The organism is Salininema proteolyticum (assembly GCF_042685645.1).
Classification (GTDB): Bacteria; Actinomycetota; Actinomycetes; order Mycobacteriales; family Micromonosporaceae; genus Salininema; species Salininema proteolyticum.
Genome location: NZ_JBHUNX010000001.1, coordinates 3,260,803 through 3,280,166, shown reverse-complemented (window position 1 = coordinate 3,280,166; position 19,364 = coordinate 3,260,803). Strand labels below are relative to the sequence as shown.

Here is a 19,364-nt window from a genome sequence, read left to right as displayed (position 1 = left end):
GAGGACGTCGGGCGGGAGCATCGCTAGGAGGCGGCCTCCTCGGCCGTCTCGATCGCATCGAGGATCGCGTCCTGATAATCGAGGTATTCCCTGGTACGGCCCTTGTAATAGTCTATGTCGAACTGCGTGTAGGCCTCGACCATGGCCTCCTTCAGACCCGCCCGGTCATTGCAGTCGGCCCAGGCCGTCGCCATGGCGATCTCCGCCTCCACGACCTCGTCCAGGTTCGACGGAAGGTGCTCCGGCGGCTCGGGATAACTGATCTCGCCCACGTACTCCTCGAAGACGTCCGTGCGGTCGGCGTACACCGCCTCCAGCCAGTACGCCTTGGGGTACAGCTGGGCTCCGTTCACGAACTCCCAGCCCGGGTAGCCCTTTTCGCCCACGCACGAGAAGAACTGCCCGGCCTCGGCGTCCACGGCCTCCGCGACCACCGATTCGCGCTGATCCTGGGCCTCGGAGCTGACACCGTGCTCGAAAACGATGCCGTAGACCTTGCCGCTGCCGAACGTCCAGGCGTTGACCTCTTCCGGTGCGTCGTCGCCGTAGACCGCGTCCAGCATGTCCGCGGTGCAACCGCCCGGCGCGAACGTGTCCGGGTGTTCGGGACCGACGGGCCCGTCCTGCACCATCCAGCCGTACAGGGCCTCGGCGGCCTCCTCACCGTAAAAGCCGGAGTACCAGTCGTACTGGTCCTCGTCGGGCAGGAGCTGGAACTCTTCATTGTCCTGAGGGGCGCTCTCCTCGCCGCCTCCCTCGGACTCCTCTTCGCCCACGTCCTCGAAGCCCCAGGACTTGTACTGTCCGGCCAGGTCCGACCACCGAGGACGGTCGGCGATCCCGGTGTTGACCCAGGCGCCGAACCCGAAGGTCTCGGCCTTCTCCATGGACTGGAAGAACTCGGTCTCATAGTCGCCGTCGGCGATGGTGTCCCGCTCGTGTACACGCGGTTCGGCCAGCTGCCACTCGTCGTGGACGGTGTACCCCTCGCCTTCCATGCAGTCGCGGAGGATCCGCCGCTCCAAAGCCCCCAACTCAACCTCCAAACGGTCGGTCTCGTTGACCATGTCCACGGGGTCGATGTCGGGGACCGGCTCGGACTCGGACTGCTCCGCCGAGTCGTCTCCCACGGGGCCGGCCGCCTCTGACGTCCGGAAATCGCAGCCGGCGACCGCGAGCAGGCCCACCGATAGGCCCGCCACCGCGAGGCGACGAGCCGAAGCGGGACGCGACGCTCCTGTGAATGCCATGCCAAACCCTTTCTGTCGGTAAGCTCGGGCTACACAGGCTTGACGCGGGAAAAGCCCGCGGCGTCTCAGGCGTTTCCGATAATTTCCGCATTGTGGCCGTCATCGCGGTCGGCGTGGAGGACGGGGCGGCCGACGGGACTCAGGTCGAAAAAACACTGGTCAGAATCGATACGGAACTGACGATCAAGAGCCCGAGGACGACCTGGCGGAACCGCGTCGCGTCGAAGCGCTTGAAGAGGCGCTCGCCGACGACGATGCCCGTCGCGAACGCGGGGATGCCTATCAGGAGCGCCTTGCCGACCTCCATGGTCAGGTGCCCCGTCGTCCCGAATCCGACCAGTGAGCCGAGGCTGGTGCAGGAGAAGACGACGGCGAGCGTCGCCCTCTGGACGCGCGGTTCGAGGCCCACGCCCTGCATCGCGGCGACCATGGGCGGGCCGTCGATACCGGTGGAGGCGAAGGAGGCGCCGGAGAAGAGGCTCACGCCCGCGATGACGGGCAGGCCGCCCCTGATCTTGACCTTCGACCAGACCAGCGCGGTGCACGCCAGGACGACCGCCGCGATGGCGATCGTCAGGGTCCGTTCGTTGAGGAGCGTGAGGACCGCGATGCCGATGGGAACGCCGGCCGCAGCGCACAGCACGGCCGTCAAGGTGATCCTGCGGTCGATGTGGCGCCAGTCCTTGGCGGCGATCCAGATGCTCAGCGGAGCCGCCATGATGACGGCCGTCGTCACGGCCGTGACCGGGTCGAGGATGAGCGCCAGCGGCGGCACCGACACGAGCGAGAATCCGAACCCGGCCGACGTCCGGATCACGGAGGCGAGGGCGAGGACCAGGAAGATGAGGACGATCTCCAGCACCGGTGAACTCGTTTCCATAGGGGGAGGCGGAACTCTGAAGACTAGTGGCGCTCGGGGTGACCGTCCAATCACATGTTCATGGACATCCCTCATTACCAGGGGGAACATTAAATATGACAAGTGTCATGTTAGAAATGGAGGTGCGGAACGGGATCCCGAGGCGGTCGCGGTCGGCCGTGCCGGCTAGGGCACCGGGCGGCGGAACAGGAAGTCCCGCATGACGCCCTCGGCCTGTTTCACCAACGGCCGCAGGATCTTGTACTTCGACAACTGCACCGCCCTGGCGACCATGGGGGCCGTCCTCCTGATGAGCCGCACCGTGTCCTCCTGGTCGGGGGAGCGGTCGTGGACCCAGTAGAGGACGATGGCCATCTGGTGCATCCACATGGCGTCCGGGATAACGTCCGCCAACTCGTCGGGCAGCTTGACCTTCGACTCGGCGAGGATGCCGCGCCAGATGCCGATGGCCCGCTCGCGGCTCTCGCGCGACTCGTCGGAGAACGGGCTGAGCGGGCTGTTGGGGTCGGCGGCGAAGCGGAAGAACTGGCCGCCGAACCGGTGGTAGGGCCGGGCGACCTCGACCCAGGCCTTCAGGGCCGCCTCGATCCGCCCGGAGAGGTTCTTCTCCTTCCTGGCGGCCGCTTCGGCCGCCTCGGCGTGGCGGTAGGTGGCCTGTTCGTAGAACCCCTGGATGAGGTGTTCCTTGGAGCTGAAGTAGTAGTAGGCGTTGCCCACCGACACCCCGGCCTCGGAGGCGATGGCGCGCATGGTCGTGCCGTCGTATCCGCGCTCGACGAACAGGTCCAGGGCGGTGGACAGGATGTGCTGCCTGGTGCGCTCGCCTTTGGACGGGGGCGCCTGATCGCTGTCGGAGGACGTCACGGTTCTCGATTCTACTGGGGTGCCGAGGCGCTCCGGTCTTCGTCAGCGGTGTTGGCGGCGAAGGGCGCGGCATAGGAGCTCAACCAGGAGGACGAGCAGGGCGAAAGCTCCCACGAGGACGGCGATGAACGCGGGGAGGGCGAAGACGAGAATGAAGAGTGGCGAGTACGCTCCGGCCGTCAATCCGAAGACCGCGATGACGAAGGCCGTGACGGCGATGGTGAGTGTGAGGAACCACCAGGGAGCGGAGGTCTTGCCCGCTTTGAAGGCCCGGCGGACACGTGTTCCGGCCCGTTCGAAAAGGCCCAGGACGAGGATGTACAGGAGCACCGGCCAGGATTCGAGCGCCGCTCTGGGGAACACCGCCGCGTCGACCGTGAGGACCAGGGCGAACAGGAGGCCTATGAGGACGAAGGTCACGCAGAACCACAGGCGGAGCCGTAGAGGTAGAAGAGGGCGAGTGCTGCGGAGAAGCGGTGAGCGGTGAGGGGCTGGGTGCGGTCAGGAGTGAGGGGCGGGGCGTCGAGCGGGGCGTTGTCGGGTTCCATGGTGTCCTTTCCAGTGCGGGAGTGGAGGCCCGGTCGGAAGGTCCGGGCCTCCACCGCCACTCAGGGGGTGGTGGGGAGAGTGAGGAGGGGGAGGGGTAATGGGTGCCGGTGCTAAGGGCTGGAGGGCTGGAGGGCTGGAGGGCTGGAGGGCTGGAGGGCTGGAGGGCTTGAGGGTCTTTGAGTCTTCGCGTATAAGGGCTAAGAACGTCAGGGCCTTAGGAATTCAGGGGTTCGAGGGTTCCCGGCCTCTCTGCTTCGGAAGTCCGGGGTTCAGGGCGGTCAGAGATGGTCAGAGCTGGTTCAGGACCGGTCAAGGGTCGTGTGGCAATGAGAGGAAGCGGCGCAGGGGTCTCTACCCGCCTCGGGTGCCGGCTCCTCTAATACCCGCCTCGGGCGCCGGCGCCTCTGGCCGGCGCCCGAGGCCCTTCGACCGGGAAGGCTGTCGGCCTATGGCGATTCGTCAGTCTCGACCGCGTTCGTCCTCTGAGGCATCGGCCGGGGCGTGGCGGGCTCCAGGGTCGACAGGCTTCTCGCGTCGACGTGCCCCCGCTTGCGGATGCTGTTGAGAACCCAGACGTTCACGATGTGGAGGACGCCGATCACGAGGAGGACGGCGCCGATCTTTACGGCGACAGTCTCGAAGACGCCGCGCAGCGTCTCCGCCGGGGTGTCGGTCTTGAGCCAGAGCGCGATGAACCCGAGGTTCAGTAGGTAGAAGCCGACTTGGAGAAGTTTGTTGACGGCCGCCGCGAGTTCGTCATTGCCCGCGTACACGTCCTTGATGAAGTGCAGTCCATTGTTGCCCAGGGTGCGGGCTACCCAGATGGTCAGGGGGACGGCGACGAGGAGGTAGGCACTGTATCCGATGACTTGCATATCCGGTGACATGGGCTTTTCCTAGCCTTGTGTGGAAAGTTGAACGTGTTCAACTCTTAGGGAAGACTCTACACCAGTTTTTTGAACGTGTTCAACTATGGTGGGCGGGGCAACAGGGAACCCGGGATGACCGCGAGCCCGGGCAGGAGGGAGAGACCCGGGCGATAAGTGGCCCGGGACAGCAGAAAGGCGGTGGACCGAACGCCTCTCTCAGGAGGCCGTCGGTCCACCGCCGGCGCGGTAGAGTGCAGGTTTTCGGGGGAGTAGGCGACCGTCTGGACAGCGGCGACCTTGTCGCGACGTTCCTGTCACGGCATTCGGGCCGGCGCGTCGGCCACCGTGTTCCTGCGGCGGCATTCTTGCCGCAGTGCCGCCACGGTGACGCCCCTGTCGTGGTTTTCCGGTCGGTAGCTCTCCCGAGGCGATGCTCCGACCGCAGCATTCCGGCCGCTAGCGTTCCGCGCGGTCCTCCGACCGCGCCATTCCGGTCGTTCGCGCTCCAGCGGCGGTGCTTCGGTCGCAGCCCTACGGCCGCAGCCCTTTGGCCGCAGTGGTCCGGGCCGTCACTCCTCCTCGGAGCCGGTGAACGGGCACGACTTCCAGTCGTCGCCCTCCTTGACGAAGGTGATCGTCGCGCCCCCGTCGTCGAGTTTCTTGCGGGTCAGAGGGTCGGTGCCCGATCCCTCGATGGTGACCTCCGCCGTGTCGCCGTCGACGGTCACCTCGGCCACCTTGATGTCGGCCGGGTCGTACTCGGCGCCGCCGCCCTTGCCTTCCAGGTCCTCGGGGGAGAGCTCCTCGTAGCCTTCGAAGCTCTTCTTGAAGGAGTCGACGGCGTCGGCGCAGAGGTGCTCGTCGGCGAAGGAGTGGATGGCGTCGACGTCGGCCTCGGCGATGGCGGCGTCGAGGTTCTCCATGTCGGCGATGATGTCCTCGGCGGCCTCTTGCGCGTCATCCTCGGCGGACGAGCACGCGGCGAGCGCGAGGAGGGCTGCGGCGGCGGTGGCGGCGACGGGGGTGAACCTGGTGGGCTTCATGCGGAGTCCTCGATGGTCTGGGGTGGAACATACGTGCGCAGAATATACCAACGGTCACCGAGGGTGTAAAGGGTTCCGGCGCCGTCCCGGACCGCTCCGCGGTGCGGCCGCTCGCGGGTTGCGGCCGTCGGCCCCGCTCCGGGGCCGGTCGCCCTAGCTGAACATGCCGCAGATCTTCCAACTGCCGTCCTCTTGTTCGAGGACGCCGACGTCGTAGGTCCTGTCGGCGCGCTTTCCGTCCTTCACGGGGTCGTTGTAGAGGATGTGGGTCTCCACGTTGCCCGCTCCGGCGTACGCGTAGGCGTCGAGGATGTGGACCTCCAGTTCGTAGTCGCCGAGTTCGGGGACGCTCTCCAGCGCCTTCTCGCGTTCGGAGTCGGGCATGCCCTCGAACTGGGAGGTGATCTTGTCGACGTCGGCCTGGCACAGGTACGGTTCGGCCGTCGCGGCGGCGGCTTCGGAGTCGTACCGCAGGAGCGAGTTGTTGACGGTTTCGAAGGCCTCGTTGTAGTAGCCCTCGACCAGTTCGGTGGCCTCCTCGGAGTAGTCCTCCCCCTCCTCGGCGGCCTGTTCTTTCTTGTCGCCCTTGTCGTCTCCCGAATCGTCGGAGCTCTTCTCTCCGCAGCCGGCCAGGCCCGCGATTCCGAGGGCGCCGACGGCGGCGAGCCCGATGAGACGGTGGGAAATGTCCGTTTTGTTCATGATGACGAGAACGCTCCAATTTACGAAGGTTTCTTATCGGATTCGGATCATAATCCAGGCCTAGATCACCGCCGCGCGCGGGTCGCCCCTATTCATTGCGTGACAAGGGGACGGCGTGTTGGATAACGCGTCGATATATCGAATAGGAACGATGCGATCACCGTTGGGCGGCGGGTCCCAACTGCGATGACGCATGCGCGCCGGGCTTCACAAAACGACCATTTCGGACTCCCGGGTCCCCGGTCGGCGCGGCCCGGAACCGAATCGCCGTCCCGCAACGCGAGACGGCGCCATCCACATCGAGCCGGACGAGCCCGTCCGAAACCGGGGAGGCTCGCCTCGACCCGCCTACCAGGCCCTGCCTTCCGGCAGACCGTCCAGCCCAGGCTCGGACACGTGCAGTACCTCGTAGCGCTCCGCCGCGGGGTCCTCCGGCGCGTGGGCGTTCCACAGCACGAACTCCACAGCCTCCCACCGGTGCGGATCGACCGCGAGCGCGGCGGTGTGAACCCCCTCGGTCTCGGACAGGCCCTTCAAGTCCCCGCAGGCCAGGCCGATCCAGGCCGACAGGCCCATACCCGTGCCCCGGCGGTCGGAGTCGACGGGAACCTGTCGGACGCGCCGCGTCGCCACCTTCGGGACCTCCGAACGGCTCGGGCCCGCGTGACAGGCCACGCCCGTCCACTGCCGCACCTCGGGACGCCCGAAGTCGCGGATGATGTTCTGGAAACCGCCGCCCCCGAACAGGAACTCGCCCATCGCTCCCGCGTCGTTCCACAGATAGAACGGCGCGTACTGGTTGACCGGCGAACCGCCCTCCCCGCGCTCGCGGATCAGGTAGGCCTTCAATCCGAGGCCGGCCCGGTCGTCCAGGACGTGGCCTCCGGCGGCGACTCTCTCGCGGATGACGCCCATATCGTAGTCGGCGGGCAGCGTCATCTCGTATTGTTTGGCGTACACGGTTGTCGGGCCTCTCTTCGCGAATGCGCCGTCAGCGGGGAGAATGGCCCGGTGACGGCATGGTCGGACGGATCGGTCGAGTCGGCGGTGCGAGCGGGGGAGTACCCGCCCGGGAGGGTCGCCACGATCGCCGAAGCCGCGGTTTCGGGGTCGACGGAGGGAGTCAGGCGACTGCGGTCGACGCCCTCGGCGAGGATAACGGTCAGACGGACGGTCGGCCAACGGGACGTCCTGCCCAGCGGTGCGCGGACACCGGCCTCGGGGACGGAGCGCGTCAGAAGCCCGACTCCGTCAGCGGCCCCCCGCGCCCGTCAGTCCGCTGTGCCGCCGGGGATCAAGGGCACGATCTCGAACAGCTGGGACTCCACTTCTGCGCGGTCTTCTACCTGGCCCGAGACGACCACCTCGTTCACCACATGGTCCTCGGCTGCGAACAGGGCGCGGCAGTACATCAGGCCGTTGGGCTTCAGTTCGGCGCAATCCCCGATCCACTCCTCCGCGGTGAGGCCTTCCGGAGGGTCGAGGGCGGAGATCCGTTCCATGGTGAGGGTCTCGCCCGTGGCGGTGTCCTCGAACTCGTAGGACCCGCATTCCTCCCAGAGGGCCTTGACGTCTTCCAACGCCTTGGCAGGGTCGCCCCGGTAGACGTGGGCCATCTGCCGTACCTGAGTCTTCTCGCGGAAGGCCTGTACGACGGTGCCGACGCGCGCGGAGTCGGTTTCCTCGTCGTACCGGCATTTGTAGAAGGGAGCGTTGGCCTTCTCCCCGAGCATGGGTTCGTAGACGACCTCGTAGCCCTGCAACGGCCCCGAACCCGGCGGGAGCATGTGGCGCTCGCCGATCGCCACGGCGTCGTCCAGGGGCAGTTCCGTCGGCGTCGCAGCCGGCGACGGGGAGGACTCGGAGGGAACGGGATCGGTGGGCGGGTCGTCGGGCTGCCCTTGGCAGGCGGCGAGTGCGAACAGCGACAGGAGGGCGGTCGCCGTCAGAGCCCGGATCCGCATAGAGTTCGTCCTTTCCGCCGGATTGGAGCCATCGTATCCCCGAAGGTCAAGGAACCGGCGGGGCTGAGGGCCGGGCTCGCCGGAGTACAAGCCCTGTGAAGCCTGCGAAACCGGGCTCTCCCGAAAGGCGGATGCCGCGTTTCTTGCGAACCGTGGTCGTCACAGGACGGAGCCTGCGAGGCGGAAGGCGTCCGCCCGATCGGCGAAAAGAAGCACGGTACTACGGCCTAGTCGAAGTCCAACTCCGGCAGAGTCTCCGGACGCACGGTCCGATCGGCCCCCACGTAATAGAATGCCGTGGACACCGAGTCCGGATCCACGCCCTGCAACTTGGCCCAGGCGTGGCGATAGACGGCCAACTGCACGGCCGCACGTGAAGCCTGATCCCCCGACGGCGGCCGCCCCGTCTTCCAGTCCACCACGTCCCAACCGCCGTCGGCGCGCTCGAAGACCGCGTCGATACGACCCCGGACCGGCACCCCGCCGACCGAGACGACGAAGGGCACTTCTTGGGCCGCCAGCTTTCTCGACGCCCACTCGGAGCGCTCGAAGGTCTCCTTGAACCGCTCCAGCTCGGTGTCGGACTCGATGAGGTCGGCGTCCGACGCCCCAGGCAGGTCGAGCGGGTCGAAGAGGCCCTGTTGGCCGTAGAACTCCTCGACCCAGGCGTGGAAGTCCGTGCCGCGCGCCGTCGCCCGACGCTGGATCTGCGGCAGCGGACGGCGCCGGGCGAGGGCGAAACCCCGCTCGTCGGCCCACAGGCCCATCAGCTGCGACGTCGACAGGCGCGTGGGCCGGTCGACCCTGACCAGGCCGGACTCCTGCTCGTCGCGCTCCCGCAACAGGATCTCGGCCTCCTCGGCCCACTGGCGCCCCGGCCCCTCCCCGGGAGGGGAGTCCTCGACCGAGGCGACGAGGAGCGCGCCCTCAGCCACGGCGTCCTGCCGGTCCCCGAGCGGGTCGCGAACCGGCCACGACATCGACCAGGACCGGCCCTCGAAGGGATTCTCCGACGGCTCCTCCGCCCACCGGTCCTCGACGGCCCCGGCCGCCAACGCCTGCGCGAGATACGGAGCGGGCGGGCGCGCCTCCTTGCGGCCCCGCTCGAAGTAATAGCCGCTCATGAAGAGCGTGTGCCGGGCGCGAGTGAGCGCGACGTAGGCGAGGCGGCACTCCTCGTCCTGGCCGGCCTCCTTGTCGCCCTTCTTATAGGCGGCGACGGCCTTCTTGAGGTCGGACGCCGAGCCCGCGTCGTCGATGAAGAGGGCGGGCAGGTAGCCCTCGTCGCCCCGGAGCGGATAGGGCAGCCGGGCGGGATCGGTGGGCCAGTTGTCCGACCGCGGCTTGCCGGGGAAGAGGTCGCGGGAGAGCCCTGGAACGGCCACCACGTCCCACTCCAGCCCCTTGGCGGCGTGGACGGTGAGAATCTGGACCGCGCCCTTCTCCGTCTCGGCGCTCTCCACCGCGTAACCCCGCTCCTTCTCGTTGAGAGCGTCCAAGTACGACACGAACCCGGGCAGGGAGGCGGTCTCATTGCGGTAGTCGTACTCGGCGGCCAGGGCCGTGAACTCGTCGAGGTGCTCGAGCGTCCCGCGGTGCAGGAGGGTCTCCACCTCGAGCCCGGTGACCGCGATCGCGTCCGAGACGAGGTCGGGAAGCGACTGGTGCAGGCGCTTGCGCAGCCACTCGAGCTCGTACTGGAACCGCGCCAGACGCTCGAGGAACGCCGGAGAATACCGCTCGGGGCCGCCCGGGTCGGCGACCGCGTCGGCCAGGAGGGGATCGAGCTCCTCCGCACCGCCGAACCGCGCCGCCTGGGGCTCGTAGCCCTGCACCTCCCGGTGGATCTCCCGCGCCCTGTCCCACAGCGCCTTGACGTCACGGGCCCCCACCCGCCACCGCGGTCCCGTCAGCAGGCGGAGGAGCGAGGGCCCGTCGGCCGGATTCGCCACCACCCGAAGCAGCGACGTCGCCTCCAACACCTCGGGGTAGTGGAGAAGCCCGAGCGACCCGATCACCTTGACCGGCAGCCGCGCGGCCTCCAGCGCCTCCTGCAGGGCCGGGATCTGCTTGCGCGCGCGGACCAGAACGGCGGCCGTCGCCTCGGGCGTCCAGACGGCCTTGAGCCGCTCGGCGGTCCACGCGGCCTCGTCCTCGGCCGTGGCGTGGTACGACGCCCGCACGGAACCGGAACCCCCGACCCCTGCGTGCAGCGGGGGAATCCGCGGAACCGACTCGCGCCCGTGGGACTTCCCCTCCCGCAGCTCGCGGGACACCTCGTTGGCCACCGCCAGGACCTCGGCCCTGTTGCGCCACGAGGCCGTCAGGTGAACGGTGGGGGCGGGAGAACCGTCGGCCGCCGGGAACCGGGCCGGGAACTGCGAGAGCGCACCCGCCGAGGCACCGCGCCACGAGTAGATCGACTGGATCGGATCGCCCACCGCCGTGACGGGATGGCCGCCCCCGAACAACCGGTTGAGCAGAGTCGTCTGCGACACCGACGTGTCCTGGTACTCGTCCAGCAGCACCACGTGCCAGCGGTCCCGCTCGGCCGCGACCACATCGGGGAAAGCCGCGACCAGCTCGTTGGCGTACGCCAGCTGGTCGGCGAAGTCGATGACGCCGTGCTCCCGCTTGACCCCCGACCAGGCCTCGACCAGGCCCAGCAGCTGCCGGCGCCGCTCCGCCAGAGCCTCCATCGACCGCGAGACCTCATTGCCGCGCTTGCCGACCCGCTCGGCGACGTCCTCGTGGAAGGAGTCGTCCCAGCGGCGCAGCGCCTCTGGCGAAGCGAGGTGCTCGGACATCTCCCCGGCCAACTGGAGGAATTTCTCCGTGACGCCGGAAACGGTCAGGTCGAAGGAGGAGAGGCTCTCCGTCCAGTTCTGGACGAGGTCGTAGGCCAGCTGCCACCGCGCGGCGTCGGTGACCACCCGCGGCGACGACTCCAACCCCAGCCGCATGCCGTGCTCGGCGACCAGGTTCCCCGCGTAGGCGTTGTAAGTGGACACGACCGGCTCGCCCTTGAGCTTCTGCAGCTCCGGAATGGACTCGGTCAGACGGGAGAGACGGGTGCGGATCTTGCGGGAGAGCTCGGAGGCGGCCTTGCGGGTGAACGTCAGACCCAGGATGTTCTCCGGCCGGACGACCCCGTTGGCCACCAGCCAGACGACCCGGTCGGACATGGTCGTCGTCTTGCCCGAGCCGGCCCCCGCCACGACGAGCATCGGCGCCGGGGCCGCCTCGATGACGCTGCGCTGCTCCTCGGTAGGGGAGACCGCGTCCTCCTTGTCGAGGCGATTGGCGATGCCCAGGGCCGAGTAGCGCGGGGCCGCCGCGGCGTCCGCGTCCGGCCCGCCGTTCGAGTCCGCCCTGCGCTCCACCTTCGCCCTGCCTTCCATCCTCGCGCCGACCGGCGCGCTCGCCCGGTCCTCCGTGCTCTCCCCGGTCAATCCGTCACCCGCTTCCCCTCGCCCCACAAAGGGCAGCAGTTCTTCACCGAACAGGTCCGGCACTGCCCGCCGTCGTCCCGCCGAGCCTCGAACTCGGTGCCCGCCATGCGGTCGGCACTCTCGTCGAGCAGGTTCCGCGCCCAGTCGGGATCGGCGGCCTCTGACAGGGGATTCTGCAGCACGACCTTGGCGCCCTTGTTCTTCGACGTCGGATAGACGAGCTCCGCCCCGCCGGGAACGGAGCCCTCCGCCATATCGGCCGAGGCGATGGCGAACTGATAGGAGGCCATCTGGGGATTCGCCTGGGCCTCCTCGGCCGTCGGAGCGTGCTTGCCGGTCTTGATGTCGACGACGATGAGACGCCCCTCCCCGTCGCGCTCCAGCCGGTCGATCGAACCCCGGAGGACCACCTCGACCTCGCTCGGGCCCAAAGGAACGGCGAGCTCGAAGCCGCGCTCGACGCCGACGAGCTCGCGCTTGTCCCTCGCCCACCAGTCGACGAACTTCTCCGCCGCCCCGTCCATCGCGGCGCGGTCCTGCTCCCGCTTCCACTCCGCCTCGTGCGGCAGCTCGTCGAAGTGCTCGGCGATGACCCCGCGCATGGCCTCCAGACGCTCGCCGGCGGGAACGTCCGCGGCCCGCTCGGCGGCGGCGTGGAAGAGCGTCCCCACGAAGCGGTGGATCGGGTCGCCGAACTCCCCGCCATGAGACTGAAGCACCCACTTCAACGGGCACTGCTGGATCTGCTCGACCTTCGACGGCGAGACGTTCAGCCTGTCGCCGGCCTGGTAGAGGGCGTCGGTAGTGGTCAGATCGGCCGTGCCCCACCAGGAACCGGGATCGGCGCCCACCACCTCCCGCTCGGCCAGGCGGCGCAGGACGGCGGCGGCATCGCGCCTGTGCGGGCTCTCGGGATCGGTGACGGCACGCCGCAAAGACGCGGTCAGGCCGGGAAGCGTGAGGCGCCGCTCGCCCCCGCGCGCGGGAACAGGCTCCACGCCCATCTCGTCGAGGAAGCGGCTCGGCTGCTCGTCCTCGGAGTCCACGGCGGAGAGCAGGAGAGTCGTCCGGGCCCGCGAGGCGGCCACGAGGAACAGGCGGCGCTCCTCGGCCAACAGCTCCGAGAGCGTGTCCACGTCCTCCCGGCCGTCCAGCAGCTCCACCAGAGACTCGGCGCCCAGAAGCGAACCGCGCGGACGCAGATTGGGCCACTCGCCCTCCTGGAGCCGCACGACGGCCACGACGTCCCAGAACCGGCCGTGAGAGCCGTGGACCGTCGTCAGCGTGACCGCCTCCGACAACTCGGCGCGCTGCGACAGCGAGTCGCCGGGAATCTGCTGGGAGAGAATGTGGTCGGCGAAGATGTCCACCCCGACCCCCGGCTGCTTCTCCTCGAAGTCCGCCGCCAGGTCCATCAGCGCGATCGCCGCGTCCAGCTCCGCGTCGGCGCGCGGCGCCCGCCTGTCGCCCGAGAGCGCACGCGAGGCCAACCGGTCGGCCAGCCCCGACTCCTCCCAGACCCGCCACAGCGTCGCGGCCACACCCGTCTCCTCGGACGCGGCCACCAGCAGGCGAGCCACCCGCTCCGCCGGGGCGTGCCACGGCTCGTCGGGCGGATCCACCACCACCGCACGCGGATCGGACAGATAGGCCGCCAAAAGGTCCCGCTTGGCGCGGAACTCCTCCGAACCGGCGAACGACCGCCGGATGTGGCGCTTGAGGCGCCGGATCCCGTACGGGTCGCCCGAACCGAAGGGGGACAGCAGGAGCGCTTGAGCCTCGTCCTCGCCGAGCCAGTCCGCCCCGCCCGACTCCCACCGGGAGGACAGCGCCGCCAGGCGCAGCAGGTCGCGAACGGTCGCATAGGACGCCAGCGGAAGGTCGTCCGAGGCCTGCCGGGTGGGAATCCCGTTGTGCTGCAGGACGCGGCGCAGCTCGGGCAGGTCCGAGGCCGACTTGGCGACCACGGCCATCTCCTCCCACGGCACCCCGTCCAAGAGGTGCGCCCGCCGCAGGCGCCCGGCCAGGTGCCCCGCCTCGCGCGTCCGGCCCGCGGCGGTGACCGCCTCGACGACGCCCTTGCCCTCGCGCACCGGAACGCGGTGCCGCAGGCGGTGCGAGCCCGCCATGTGCGTCCGGGCGAAGCGGTCGACGGCGTACGTCAGCTCCACGTCGGAGGAGTACGAGGCCTCGAGTCTCCGCTCGCGCACGCCGCCCAGGCGGCCCAAGAACTCCTCGACCCGGCGCATCGCCTCGGCCAGGCCGCCCTGGAAGCCGAAGACCGCCTCGTCGGCGTTGCCCGCCACGACCGCCCGGCAGCCCGGACGGGCCAGCTCGCGCAGCAGCGCCGCGCCGGTCGCGGTGAAGTCCTGGAAGTCATCCACCAGCACCAGCTCGAAGGGGTCGGTCTCCACCGCCCCGGCGCGCAACAGGTGCAGCGCCACCCGGCCCAGCTCGGCCGAGTCGTACACCTCCAGCACCGACGCCGACTGCACGGCGAGAGTGTCGCGGTAACGCTCGACGACCCGGGAGGCGGACGTCCACAAGGGCCTGTCATACCGGCGCCCCAACTCCGCCAGCCGGGGCCCGGACACGCCCCGCTCGACGCACCGCAGGATGAGGTCGCGCAACTGCGCGGTGAAGGCATACGTGCCCGCCGCCTCCGCGACCTCCGCCGGCCAACCGAAATCCTCATGGGACAGCAGCGACCGGATCAGCGAGTCCGACTCCGGACCCGTCAGCAGGCGCGGTACCGGACGGCCCTCGTCGGCCGCCCGCCGCTTCACCACCGCGTGGGCGAGAGCGGGAACCGTGAAGACCTGGACCTCCCCGGCCGTCAGCGGAGCGGTGCCGGCGTTGATCCGCTCCCGGAGCCGGCCGGTGTCGCGCCGGTTGAGGCCCAGCACGAGGATCCGGCTCGGGTCCGTGCCGGAGGCGACGGCCTCGACGGCACAGCGCACCAGGGTCTCCGTCTTGCCCGTCCCCGCGCCGCCGGAGAGCGCGAGCACGGCGGGGCGCTCGCCCTCGGAAGAGTCCGCGCGGGCACGCGAACAGTGGTCCAGGGCCTCCGCCTGGACCGCGTCCGGGCGGAAGGACGCCTCGCCTCCGCGCGGGACCAGTTCCGCGCGCGGCGGGTGCGCCCCGGCTCCGGTGGTTCTGCTCCGCGGCTCGTTCGACACGACTATATGAGAACACAGGGGTGGGACAATGCGGTCCACTGTGCGCGCGAATGGTGCCCTCGCGGTCCCGGGAGCGCACTCCGAAATTGCGTCCGATAAAGCGCTCCGCCGCGATCACAGGAGTCTGGCCAGGCGGAACGCGCGGTATCCGTAGTCCGTGAGGGCATTTCCCTCTTCGTCCGAACTCCGGATGGAAACGGCGCCCTCCACCGAGTCGGTGATGATCCCGTCCACATTCCGGTCCAGGTAGTCGCGAGCGGTCCCCAGGTCGTTCACCGTCCAGACGAAGAGCCGCTGCGACTTCTCGTGGGCGAGCACGAGCATGGAGTCGTCGTAGGACCAGTCCTCGACGGCGATCGCGTCGGTGTCGGCCCGGGGCAGGCTGCCGAGCTGGAATCCGACGACGAAGGCGGTGTCGCGGTCCGGATCGAGGGACTCGATCTCCTCGATGAGGGGCTGGTCCAGGGACTGGACCCAGTGGCGGCGGGCGGGGTCGAGGCGCTCCAGCTCGGCGGTCACCCTCTCGGTGAACCCCGGGGACTCGTGCCCGTTGGGTTTGACCTCGATCAGCAGCGTCGTCCCGAGCTCGTCGGCGCGCGCGACGAACTCCTCCAGGGTCGGGATCCGCGCGGTATAGCCGTTCTGCCGCAGGGTCAGGTCCCGCAACCGGGGAGTCGTCATCTCGTAGACCTTCGCGTCGACGCCGGCCAGCCGCTTGAGGTCGGTGTCGTGCATGACCACCAGACCGCCGTCGGCGGCCTCCTGGATGTCCAGCTCCACCATGTCGGCCCCGGCCCCGGCGGCGGCCTCCAGCGCCTCGACGCTGTTCTCCACGGCCTCCCGCGTGTAGCCGCGGTGGGCGATGATCTCCGTGTCCCCGGGCCCGGCGCTGATCTGGGCCGCCCCGACCGCCCCGGCGGCCCGCGGCAGCTGGAAGGCCACCGCCAGCACGGCGATGGTCACGGCGCCGGCCCGGGTCGTCCTGCGGGCCTGTTCTCTGGGGCGCAGCCTGATCGGCATGCGGGTGAGCACGCGGTGGAACGCGGTGACGAAGAGCGTCACCGCGACGGCCAGCAGTCCGGCCACGACGAAGCGCGCGGCCTGGAGGAAGGTGAGGGTCAGCCCGGTGGCGGTGGAGGCCCCGCCCGTGACCGCCTGCTCCAGCCCGACGGGGACGAAACCTCCGACGGCCACGACCGCCAGCACCGTGCTCGCCGCCAGTCCGGCTCCGACGAGCGCCAGCATGACCCACCCCTGTATCGTGCGCCGGGTCAGGCGCACGCTGTCGCGCATGGACCCGTAGACGGTGTCCGGGGTGGCGGCCAGGAAGCTGAAGGTGAAGACCAGCCGCAGCGCGAGGTAGGCGATGAGGGCCATCGTGCCCCAGTACAGGACGGTGCCGCCGGCGGTCTTCTGCAGCTCGTCGCTGACGAAGCGGGGCACCGTGATCGACGAGGTGAGGTCCGAGGCGACCCCGATGTGGGAGAGGGGCAGGACGAGGACCATGTACAGCAGCAGCAGCGGGCCCTGGCGGCCGTAGAGTTTCGGCAGGCGCCCCCACACGGCGCGCAGGACGCCCCGGACGGTGACGGCGCGGGCCTCGAAGTACATGTGGGCCATTGTGGCCAGGAGCGCCAGCTCCAGGAATATGAAGGAGATACCGGCGAGGGTGAAGAGCAGGAGCGCCCCGGTGGCCAGGGGGTTGGAGAGGATCGCGGGGATGCTGGTGCCGTTGACGCCGTCGATGCCGGCCCGCCCGAGCACCAGCCGCAGCAGCGCCGAGAGCAGGGGCATGGCGATCCAGAAGAGGAAGCCCTGGGTGAGCAGCAGGGCCGTCAGCCACGCCCAGAAATGGCGGCCGAAGGCCGTCACCGACCACCGCAGCGCCTCCGACGCCGCCTCTACGCCGCGCGGTACCGCCATTGCCGCCTCCCACCGGATAGGGGAAGGGCCGGACCGCCGAAGGCGGCCCGGCCCTGTTAACTCCTCACAGCGTGACATGGCGGTGTTCCGGTGTCAGGAGAACTGCAGGTTCCTGCGACGTGCGCCGAGGTAGCCGATCACGGTGAGCGCCACCGCGACCAGTGTCAGCACGGCCAGCGGCGCCCATGTGACCTCCTCGGCCGGGTAGCTCGGGACGTGGTGGATCGGCGAGAGGCCGAGCAGCCACTCCGGCGCGTCCAGCAGCGGCCCGAAGTAGTCGAGCACGAAGATCAGCAGGAGCGGGAGCCAGCGCAGGAAGCCCAGGCTCGGGGCCCACGCGTACAGCGCGTAGGCCAGGGCCGTGACGATCCAGACTGCCGGCAGGTGGATGAGGGAGCCGGTGAAGAGCTTCTCGAACCACTGGTCCTCGCCGGACGTGGAGGCGGCCATGGCCCCGACCGAGAGTCCGAACACGACCACGGCCACGGTCCCGATCAGCTGCGCGACGACGTAGTGGACGCCGGGCCACTGCGCTCGGGAGACGGGCAGGGAGGCGAGCACCTCGCCGCCGCCCTCGGTCTCCTCCTTGCGGGCCCGGCCCACGGCCATGATGCCGAAGATCATCGCCGCCACGGAGCCGACCAAAAGGATCGCCAGGGCGAAGCCGTCGAGCGGATCGCTCTGCCCCTGGGAGAGGACCTCCCGCTGCGTCTCCGACATGCTGTCGATGAAGCTCTGCGCGTCGCCCCAGATCGATCCGTAGGCCGAGGCCAGCAGCACCATCGTCACCGCGGCGCCGATCGCCAGTCCCCGGTTGAGGCGGAAGGCCAGGGCGCGCACGGACTTCAGCGAGGCCTTGGCCTCGGCGCGTCCCTTGCGCTGGGCGATCATGCCCTGTCCGAAGTCGCGCTTCGCCACCAGGGCGAAGGCCACGGCGAACAGCACGACGGCGACGGCCGCCGAGACGGCCAGCGGCCACCATTGCTGCTCGCCGGTGCCCACGTAGGTCGCCTCGCTCCAGCCCAGCGGGGAGGCCCAAAGGGCCGCCCCCTCGTTCGCGTTGCCGGACATGACCAGCAGGAACGAGAGCCCGAGCGCGGCGAAGGCCAGTCCGCGGGAGGTGGAGGCGAAGCTCCCCAGCTGGGCGGCCACGGCGGTGACGGCCGCGAAGACGAGGCCGCACGCCCCGACGGAGGCGCCGAAGAGGAGGGCCTGCCCGGCGCTGACGCCCTCGACGGGCATCAGGACCAGCGCCATGGCGGCCGCCATGAGGGCGGAGACCAGGACGCTGACGATGACGGCGGAGAAGAGGTCGCTGCGTCGCCCGACGGGCTGGCTGCGGACCACTTCGAGCCGCGAGGTCTCCTCGTCGGCGCGGGTGAGCCGCACGACCAGGAGGATCATCATGACCGCGAAGACGCCGGCCACCCACAGCAGGGAGTTGTGGACGATCATCGCCGCGGCGGTGTAGTCCTCGACGTATGTCCTCGGACCGGTCATGGCCAGCCCCGCCGCAGAGTCCAGCGACGCGGCGTAGGCGTCGCGCCCGGCCTGGTCGGGGTAGAGGTCCAGCAGGGCCGGACCGATCATGCCCATGAAGCCGACCAGGCCCAGGAACCAGAACACCAGGTACAGGCGGAGCCTGCGCAGGTGGAAGCGGAGCATCGGGCCGGTTCCGGCGAGTGTGCCGGAGGCCCGGGCGCCGACTGCGGTGTCAGTGGTCATCGCGCCTCTCCATTGCCGTTGGTGACGCCCTTGGCGGTCAGCTCGTCGTCGTAGTAGCGGAGGAACATCTCCTCCAGCGACGGAGGCTCGACCGTGAGGTTCTCGAGGCCGGCCTCGGAGAGGGCCGCCATGACGGGGGTCAGGGCCTGCGGGTCGACCTTGGCGCTGAGCCTGCCGTCCTCGACCGTGAGCTCGTGGACTCCCTCCAGGGAGTCCAGGCCGTTCACCGGCCCGGCCAGGCCGGCGCGGACCTCGGTGCGGGTCAGGTGGCGCAGCTGGGCCAGGGTGCCGGACTCGACGATCCGCCCCTTGCGGATGATGGACACGTGGTCGCACAGCTGCTCGACCTCGCTCATGATGTGGCTGGAGAGCAGCACGGTCGTGCCCTGGGCCGCCGCCTCGCGGACGCACTCGGTGAACACGGCCGCCATGAGCGGGTCGAGTCCGCTGGTGGGCTCGTCGAGGAGGAGCAGGTCGACCTTCGAGGCGAAGGCCGCGATGAGGGAGACCTTCTGCCGGTTGCCCTTCGAGTAGGACTTGGCCTTCTTCCGCGGGTCGAGGTCGAAGCGCTCGACCAGTTCGTCGCGCCGGGCCTTGTCCAGGCCGCCGCGTAGGCGGCCGAGCAGGTCGATGGTCTCCCCGCCGGTGAGCCCGGGCCAGAGGCTGACGTCGCCGGGCACGTAGGCGAGGCGGCGGTGCAGATCGGGGGCCTTGGCCCAGGGGTCCTGGCCGAAGAGGCTCGCGGAGCCGCCGTCGGACCTGAGCATGCCGAGCAGCACGCGGATGGTGGTGGACTTCCCGGCTCCGTTGGGGCCGAGGAATCCGTGGGTCTGACCTTCGGTCACGGTCAGGGACAGGTCGTCGAGCGCGGTCACGTGTCCGAATCGCTTGACGAGGTCGTTGGTTTCAATGACGGGAGCCATGACCTGATACTATCATAGTTTTCATAAAACTGTGAAATGTA

Annotated in this window: 15 protein-coding genes; all 15 read right to left on the bottom strand. The window is 69.4% G+C overall.

The features are described from left to right. Positions 1 to 23: 23 nt before the first annotated feature. The 15 genes from ACFTE1_RS15180 to ACFTE1_RS15110 all read right to left on the bottom strand — a co-directional run bounded on the left by ACFTE1_RS15180 (position 24) and on the right by ACFTE1_RS15110 (position 19,323). Entirely contained in the window at positions 24 to 1,250 is a 1,227-nt protein-coding gene (locus ACFTE1_RS15180) for a hypothetical protein (RefSeq protein WP_380621035.1), read from the bottom strand. 139 nt (positions 1,251 to 1,389) lie between these two features. Further along, positions 1,390 to 2,130, bottom strand: a complete 741-nt coding sequence (locus tag ACFTE1_RS15175) for a sulfite exporter TauE/SafE family protein (protein WP_380621033.1) — start codon at positions 2,128 to 2,130, stop codon at positions 1,390 to 1,392. Between the two features lie 165 nt (positions 2,131 to 2,295). Next, the gene (locus tag ACFTE1_RS15170; protein ID WP_380621031.1) at positions 2,296 to 2,994 is read right to left on the bottom strand and encodes a TetR/AcrR family transcriptional regulator; all 699 of its coding nucleotides are present in this window, start codon (positions 2,992 to 2,994) and stop codon (positions 2,296 to 2,298) included. A 42-nt stretch (positions 2,995 to 3,036) separates the two neighbouring features. Continuing rightward, positions 3,037 to 3,414, bottom strand: a complete 378-nt coding sequence (locus ACFTE1_RS15165) for a hypothetical protein (protein WP_380621029.1) — start codon at positions 3,412 to 3,414, stop codon at positions 3,037 to 3,039. After that, positions 3,411 to 3,542: a hypothetical protein gene (locus tag ACFTE1_RS15160; protein WP_380621027.1), complete on the bottom strand. Its 132-nt coding sequence runs from the start codon at positions 3,540 to 3,542 to the stop codon at positions 3,411 to 3,413. The genes ACFTE1_RS15165 and ACFTE1_RS15160 overlap by 4 nt, the downstream gene beginning before the upstream one ends. Before the next feature lie 447 nt (positions 3,543 to 3,989). Beyond that, the gene (locus tag ACFTE1_RS15155; protein WP_380621025.1) at positions 3,990 to 4,430 is read right to left on the bottom strand and encodes a hypothetical protein; all 441 of its coding nucleotides are present in this window, start codon (positions 4,428 to 4,430) and stop codon (positions 3,990 to 3,992) included. A 551-nt stretch (positions 4,431 to 4,981) separates the two neighbouring features. After that, positions 4,982 to 5,455: a hypothetical protein gene (locus tag ACFTE1_RS15150; protein ID WP_380621023.1), complete on the bottom strand. Its 474-nt coding sequence runs from the start codon at positions 5,453 to 5,455 to the stop codon at positions 4,982 to 4,984. 153 nt (positions 5,456 to 5,608) lie between these two features. Next, positions 5,609 to 6,157: a hypothetical protein gene (locus tag ACFTE1_RS15145; protein ID WP_380621021.1), complete on the bottom strand. Its 549-nt coding sequence runs from the start codon at positions 6,155 to 6,157 to the stop codon at positions 5,609 to 5,611. A 348-nt stretch (positions 6,158 to 6,505) separates the two neighbouring features. Continuing rightward, the gene (locus ACFTE1_RS15140) at positions 6,506 to 7,117 is read right to left on the bottom strand and encodes a DUF4865 family protein (RefSeq protein WP_380621019.1); all 612 of its coding nucleotides are present in this window, start codon (positions 7,115 to 7,117) and stop codon (positions 6,506 to 6,508) included. 311 nt (positions 7,118 to 7,428) lie between these two features. Then, on the bottom strand, positions 7,429 to 8,121 hold the full coding sequence (locus ACFTE1_RS15135; RefSeq protein ID WP_380621017.1) for a hypothetical protein: 693 nt from the start codon (positions 8,119 to 8,121) through the stop codon (positions 7,429 to 7,431). A gap of 227 nt (positions 8,122 to 8,348) precedes the next feature. Beyond that, on the bottom strand, positions 8,349 to 11,504 hold the full coding sequence (locus tag ACFTE1_RS15130; protein WP_380621015.1) for an ATP-dependent helicase: 3,156 nt from the start codon (positions 11,502 to 11,504) through the stop codon (positions 8,349 to 8,351). Between the two features lie 65 nt (positions 11,505 to 11,569). Then, positions 11,570 to 14,752, bottom strand: a complete 3,183-nt coding sequence (locus tag ACFTE1_RS15125) for a PD-(D/E)XK nuclease family protein (RefSeq protein WP_380621013.1) — start codon at positions 14,750 to 14,752, stop codon at positions 11,570 to 11,572. 114 nt (positions 14,753 to 14,866) lie between these two features. Beyond that, positions 14,867 to 16,675: a glycerophosphoryl diester phosphodiesterase membrane domain-containing protein gene (locus ACFTE1_RS15120; RefSeq protein WP_380621011.1), complete on the bottom strand. Its 1,809-nt coding sequence runs from the start codon at positions 16,673 to 16,675 to the stop codon at positions 14,867 to 14,869. A 93-nt stretch (positions 16,676 to 16,768) separates the two neighbouring features. After that, a complete protein-coding gene (locus ACFTE1_RS15115) occupies positions 16,769 to 18,400 on the bottom strand; it encodes an ABC transporter permease (protein ID WP_380621009.1) in 1,632 nt (543 codons plus the stop codon). Further along, positions 18,397 to 19,323, bottom strand: coding sequence for an ABC transporter ATP-binding protein (locus ACFTE1_RS15110; protein WP_380621007.1), 927 nt, complete (start codon positions 19,321 to 19,323; stop codon positions 18,397 to 18,399). The genes ACFTE1_RS15115 and ACFTE1_RS15110 overlap by 4 nt, the downstream gene beginning before the upstream one ends. Positions 19,324 to 19,364: the final 41 nt, after the last annotated feature.

What these genes read in the sequence shown, in the direction of transcription:
- ACFTE1_RS15180 (WP_380621035.1), bottom strand. Translation starts at nt 1,250, where the DNA reads ATGGCATTCACAGGAGCGTCGCGTCCCGCTTCGGCTCGTCGCCTCGCG.
- ACFTE1_RS15175 (WP_380621033.1), bottom strand. Translation starts at nt 2,130, where the DNA reads ATGGAAACGAGTTCACCGGTGCTGGAGATCGTCCTCATCTTCCTGGTC.
- ACFTE1_RS15160 (WP_380621027.1), bottom strand. Translation starts at nt 3,542, where the DNA reads ATGGAACCCGACAACGCCCCGCTCGACGCCCCGCCCCTCACTCCTGAC.
- ACFTE1_RS15155 (WP_380621025.1), bottom strand. Translation starts at nt 4,430, where the DNA reads ATGTCACCGGATATGCAAGTCATCGGATACAGTGCCTACCTCCTCGTC.
- ACFTE1_RS15150 (WP_380621023.1), bottom strand. Translation starts at nt 5,455, where the DNA reads ATGAAGCCCACCAGGTTCACCCCCGTCGCCGCCACCGCCGCCGCAGCC.
- ACFTE1_RS15145 (WP_380621021.1), bottom strand. Translation starts at nt 6,157, where the DNA reads ATGAACAAAACGGACATTTCCCACCGTCTCATCGGGCTCGCCGCCGTC.
- ACFTE1_RS15135 (WP_380621017.1), bottom strand. Translation starts at nt 8,121, where the DNA reads ATGCGGATCCGGGCTCTGACGGCGACCGCCCTCCTGTCGCTGTTCGCA.
- ACFTE1_RS15120 (WP_380621011.1), bottom strand. Translation starts at nt 16,675, where the DNA reads ATGGCGGTACCGCGCGGCGTAGAGGCGGCGTCGGAGGCGCTGCGGTGG.
- ACFTE1_RS15115 (WP_380621009.1), bottom strand. Translation starts at nt 18,400, where the DNA reads ATGACCACTGACACCGCAGTCGGCGCCCGGGCCTCCGGCACACTCGCC.
- ACFTE1_RS15110 (WP_380621007.1), bottom strand. Translation starts at nt 19,323, where the DNA reads ATGGCTCCCGTCATTGAAACCAACGACCTCGTCAAGCGATTCGGACAC.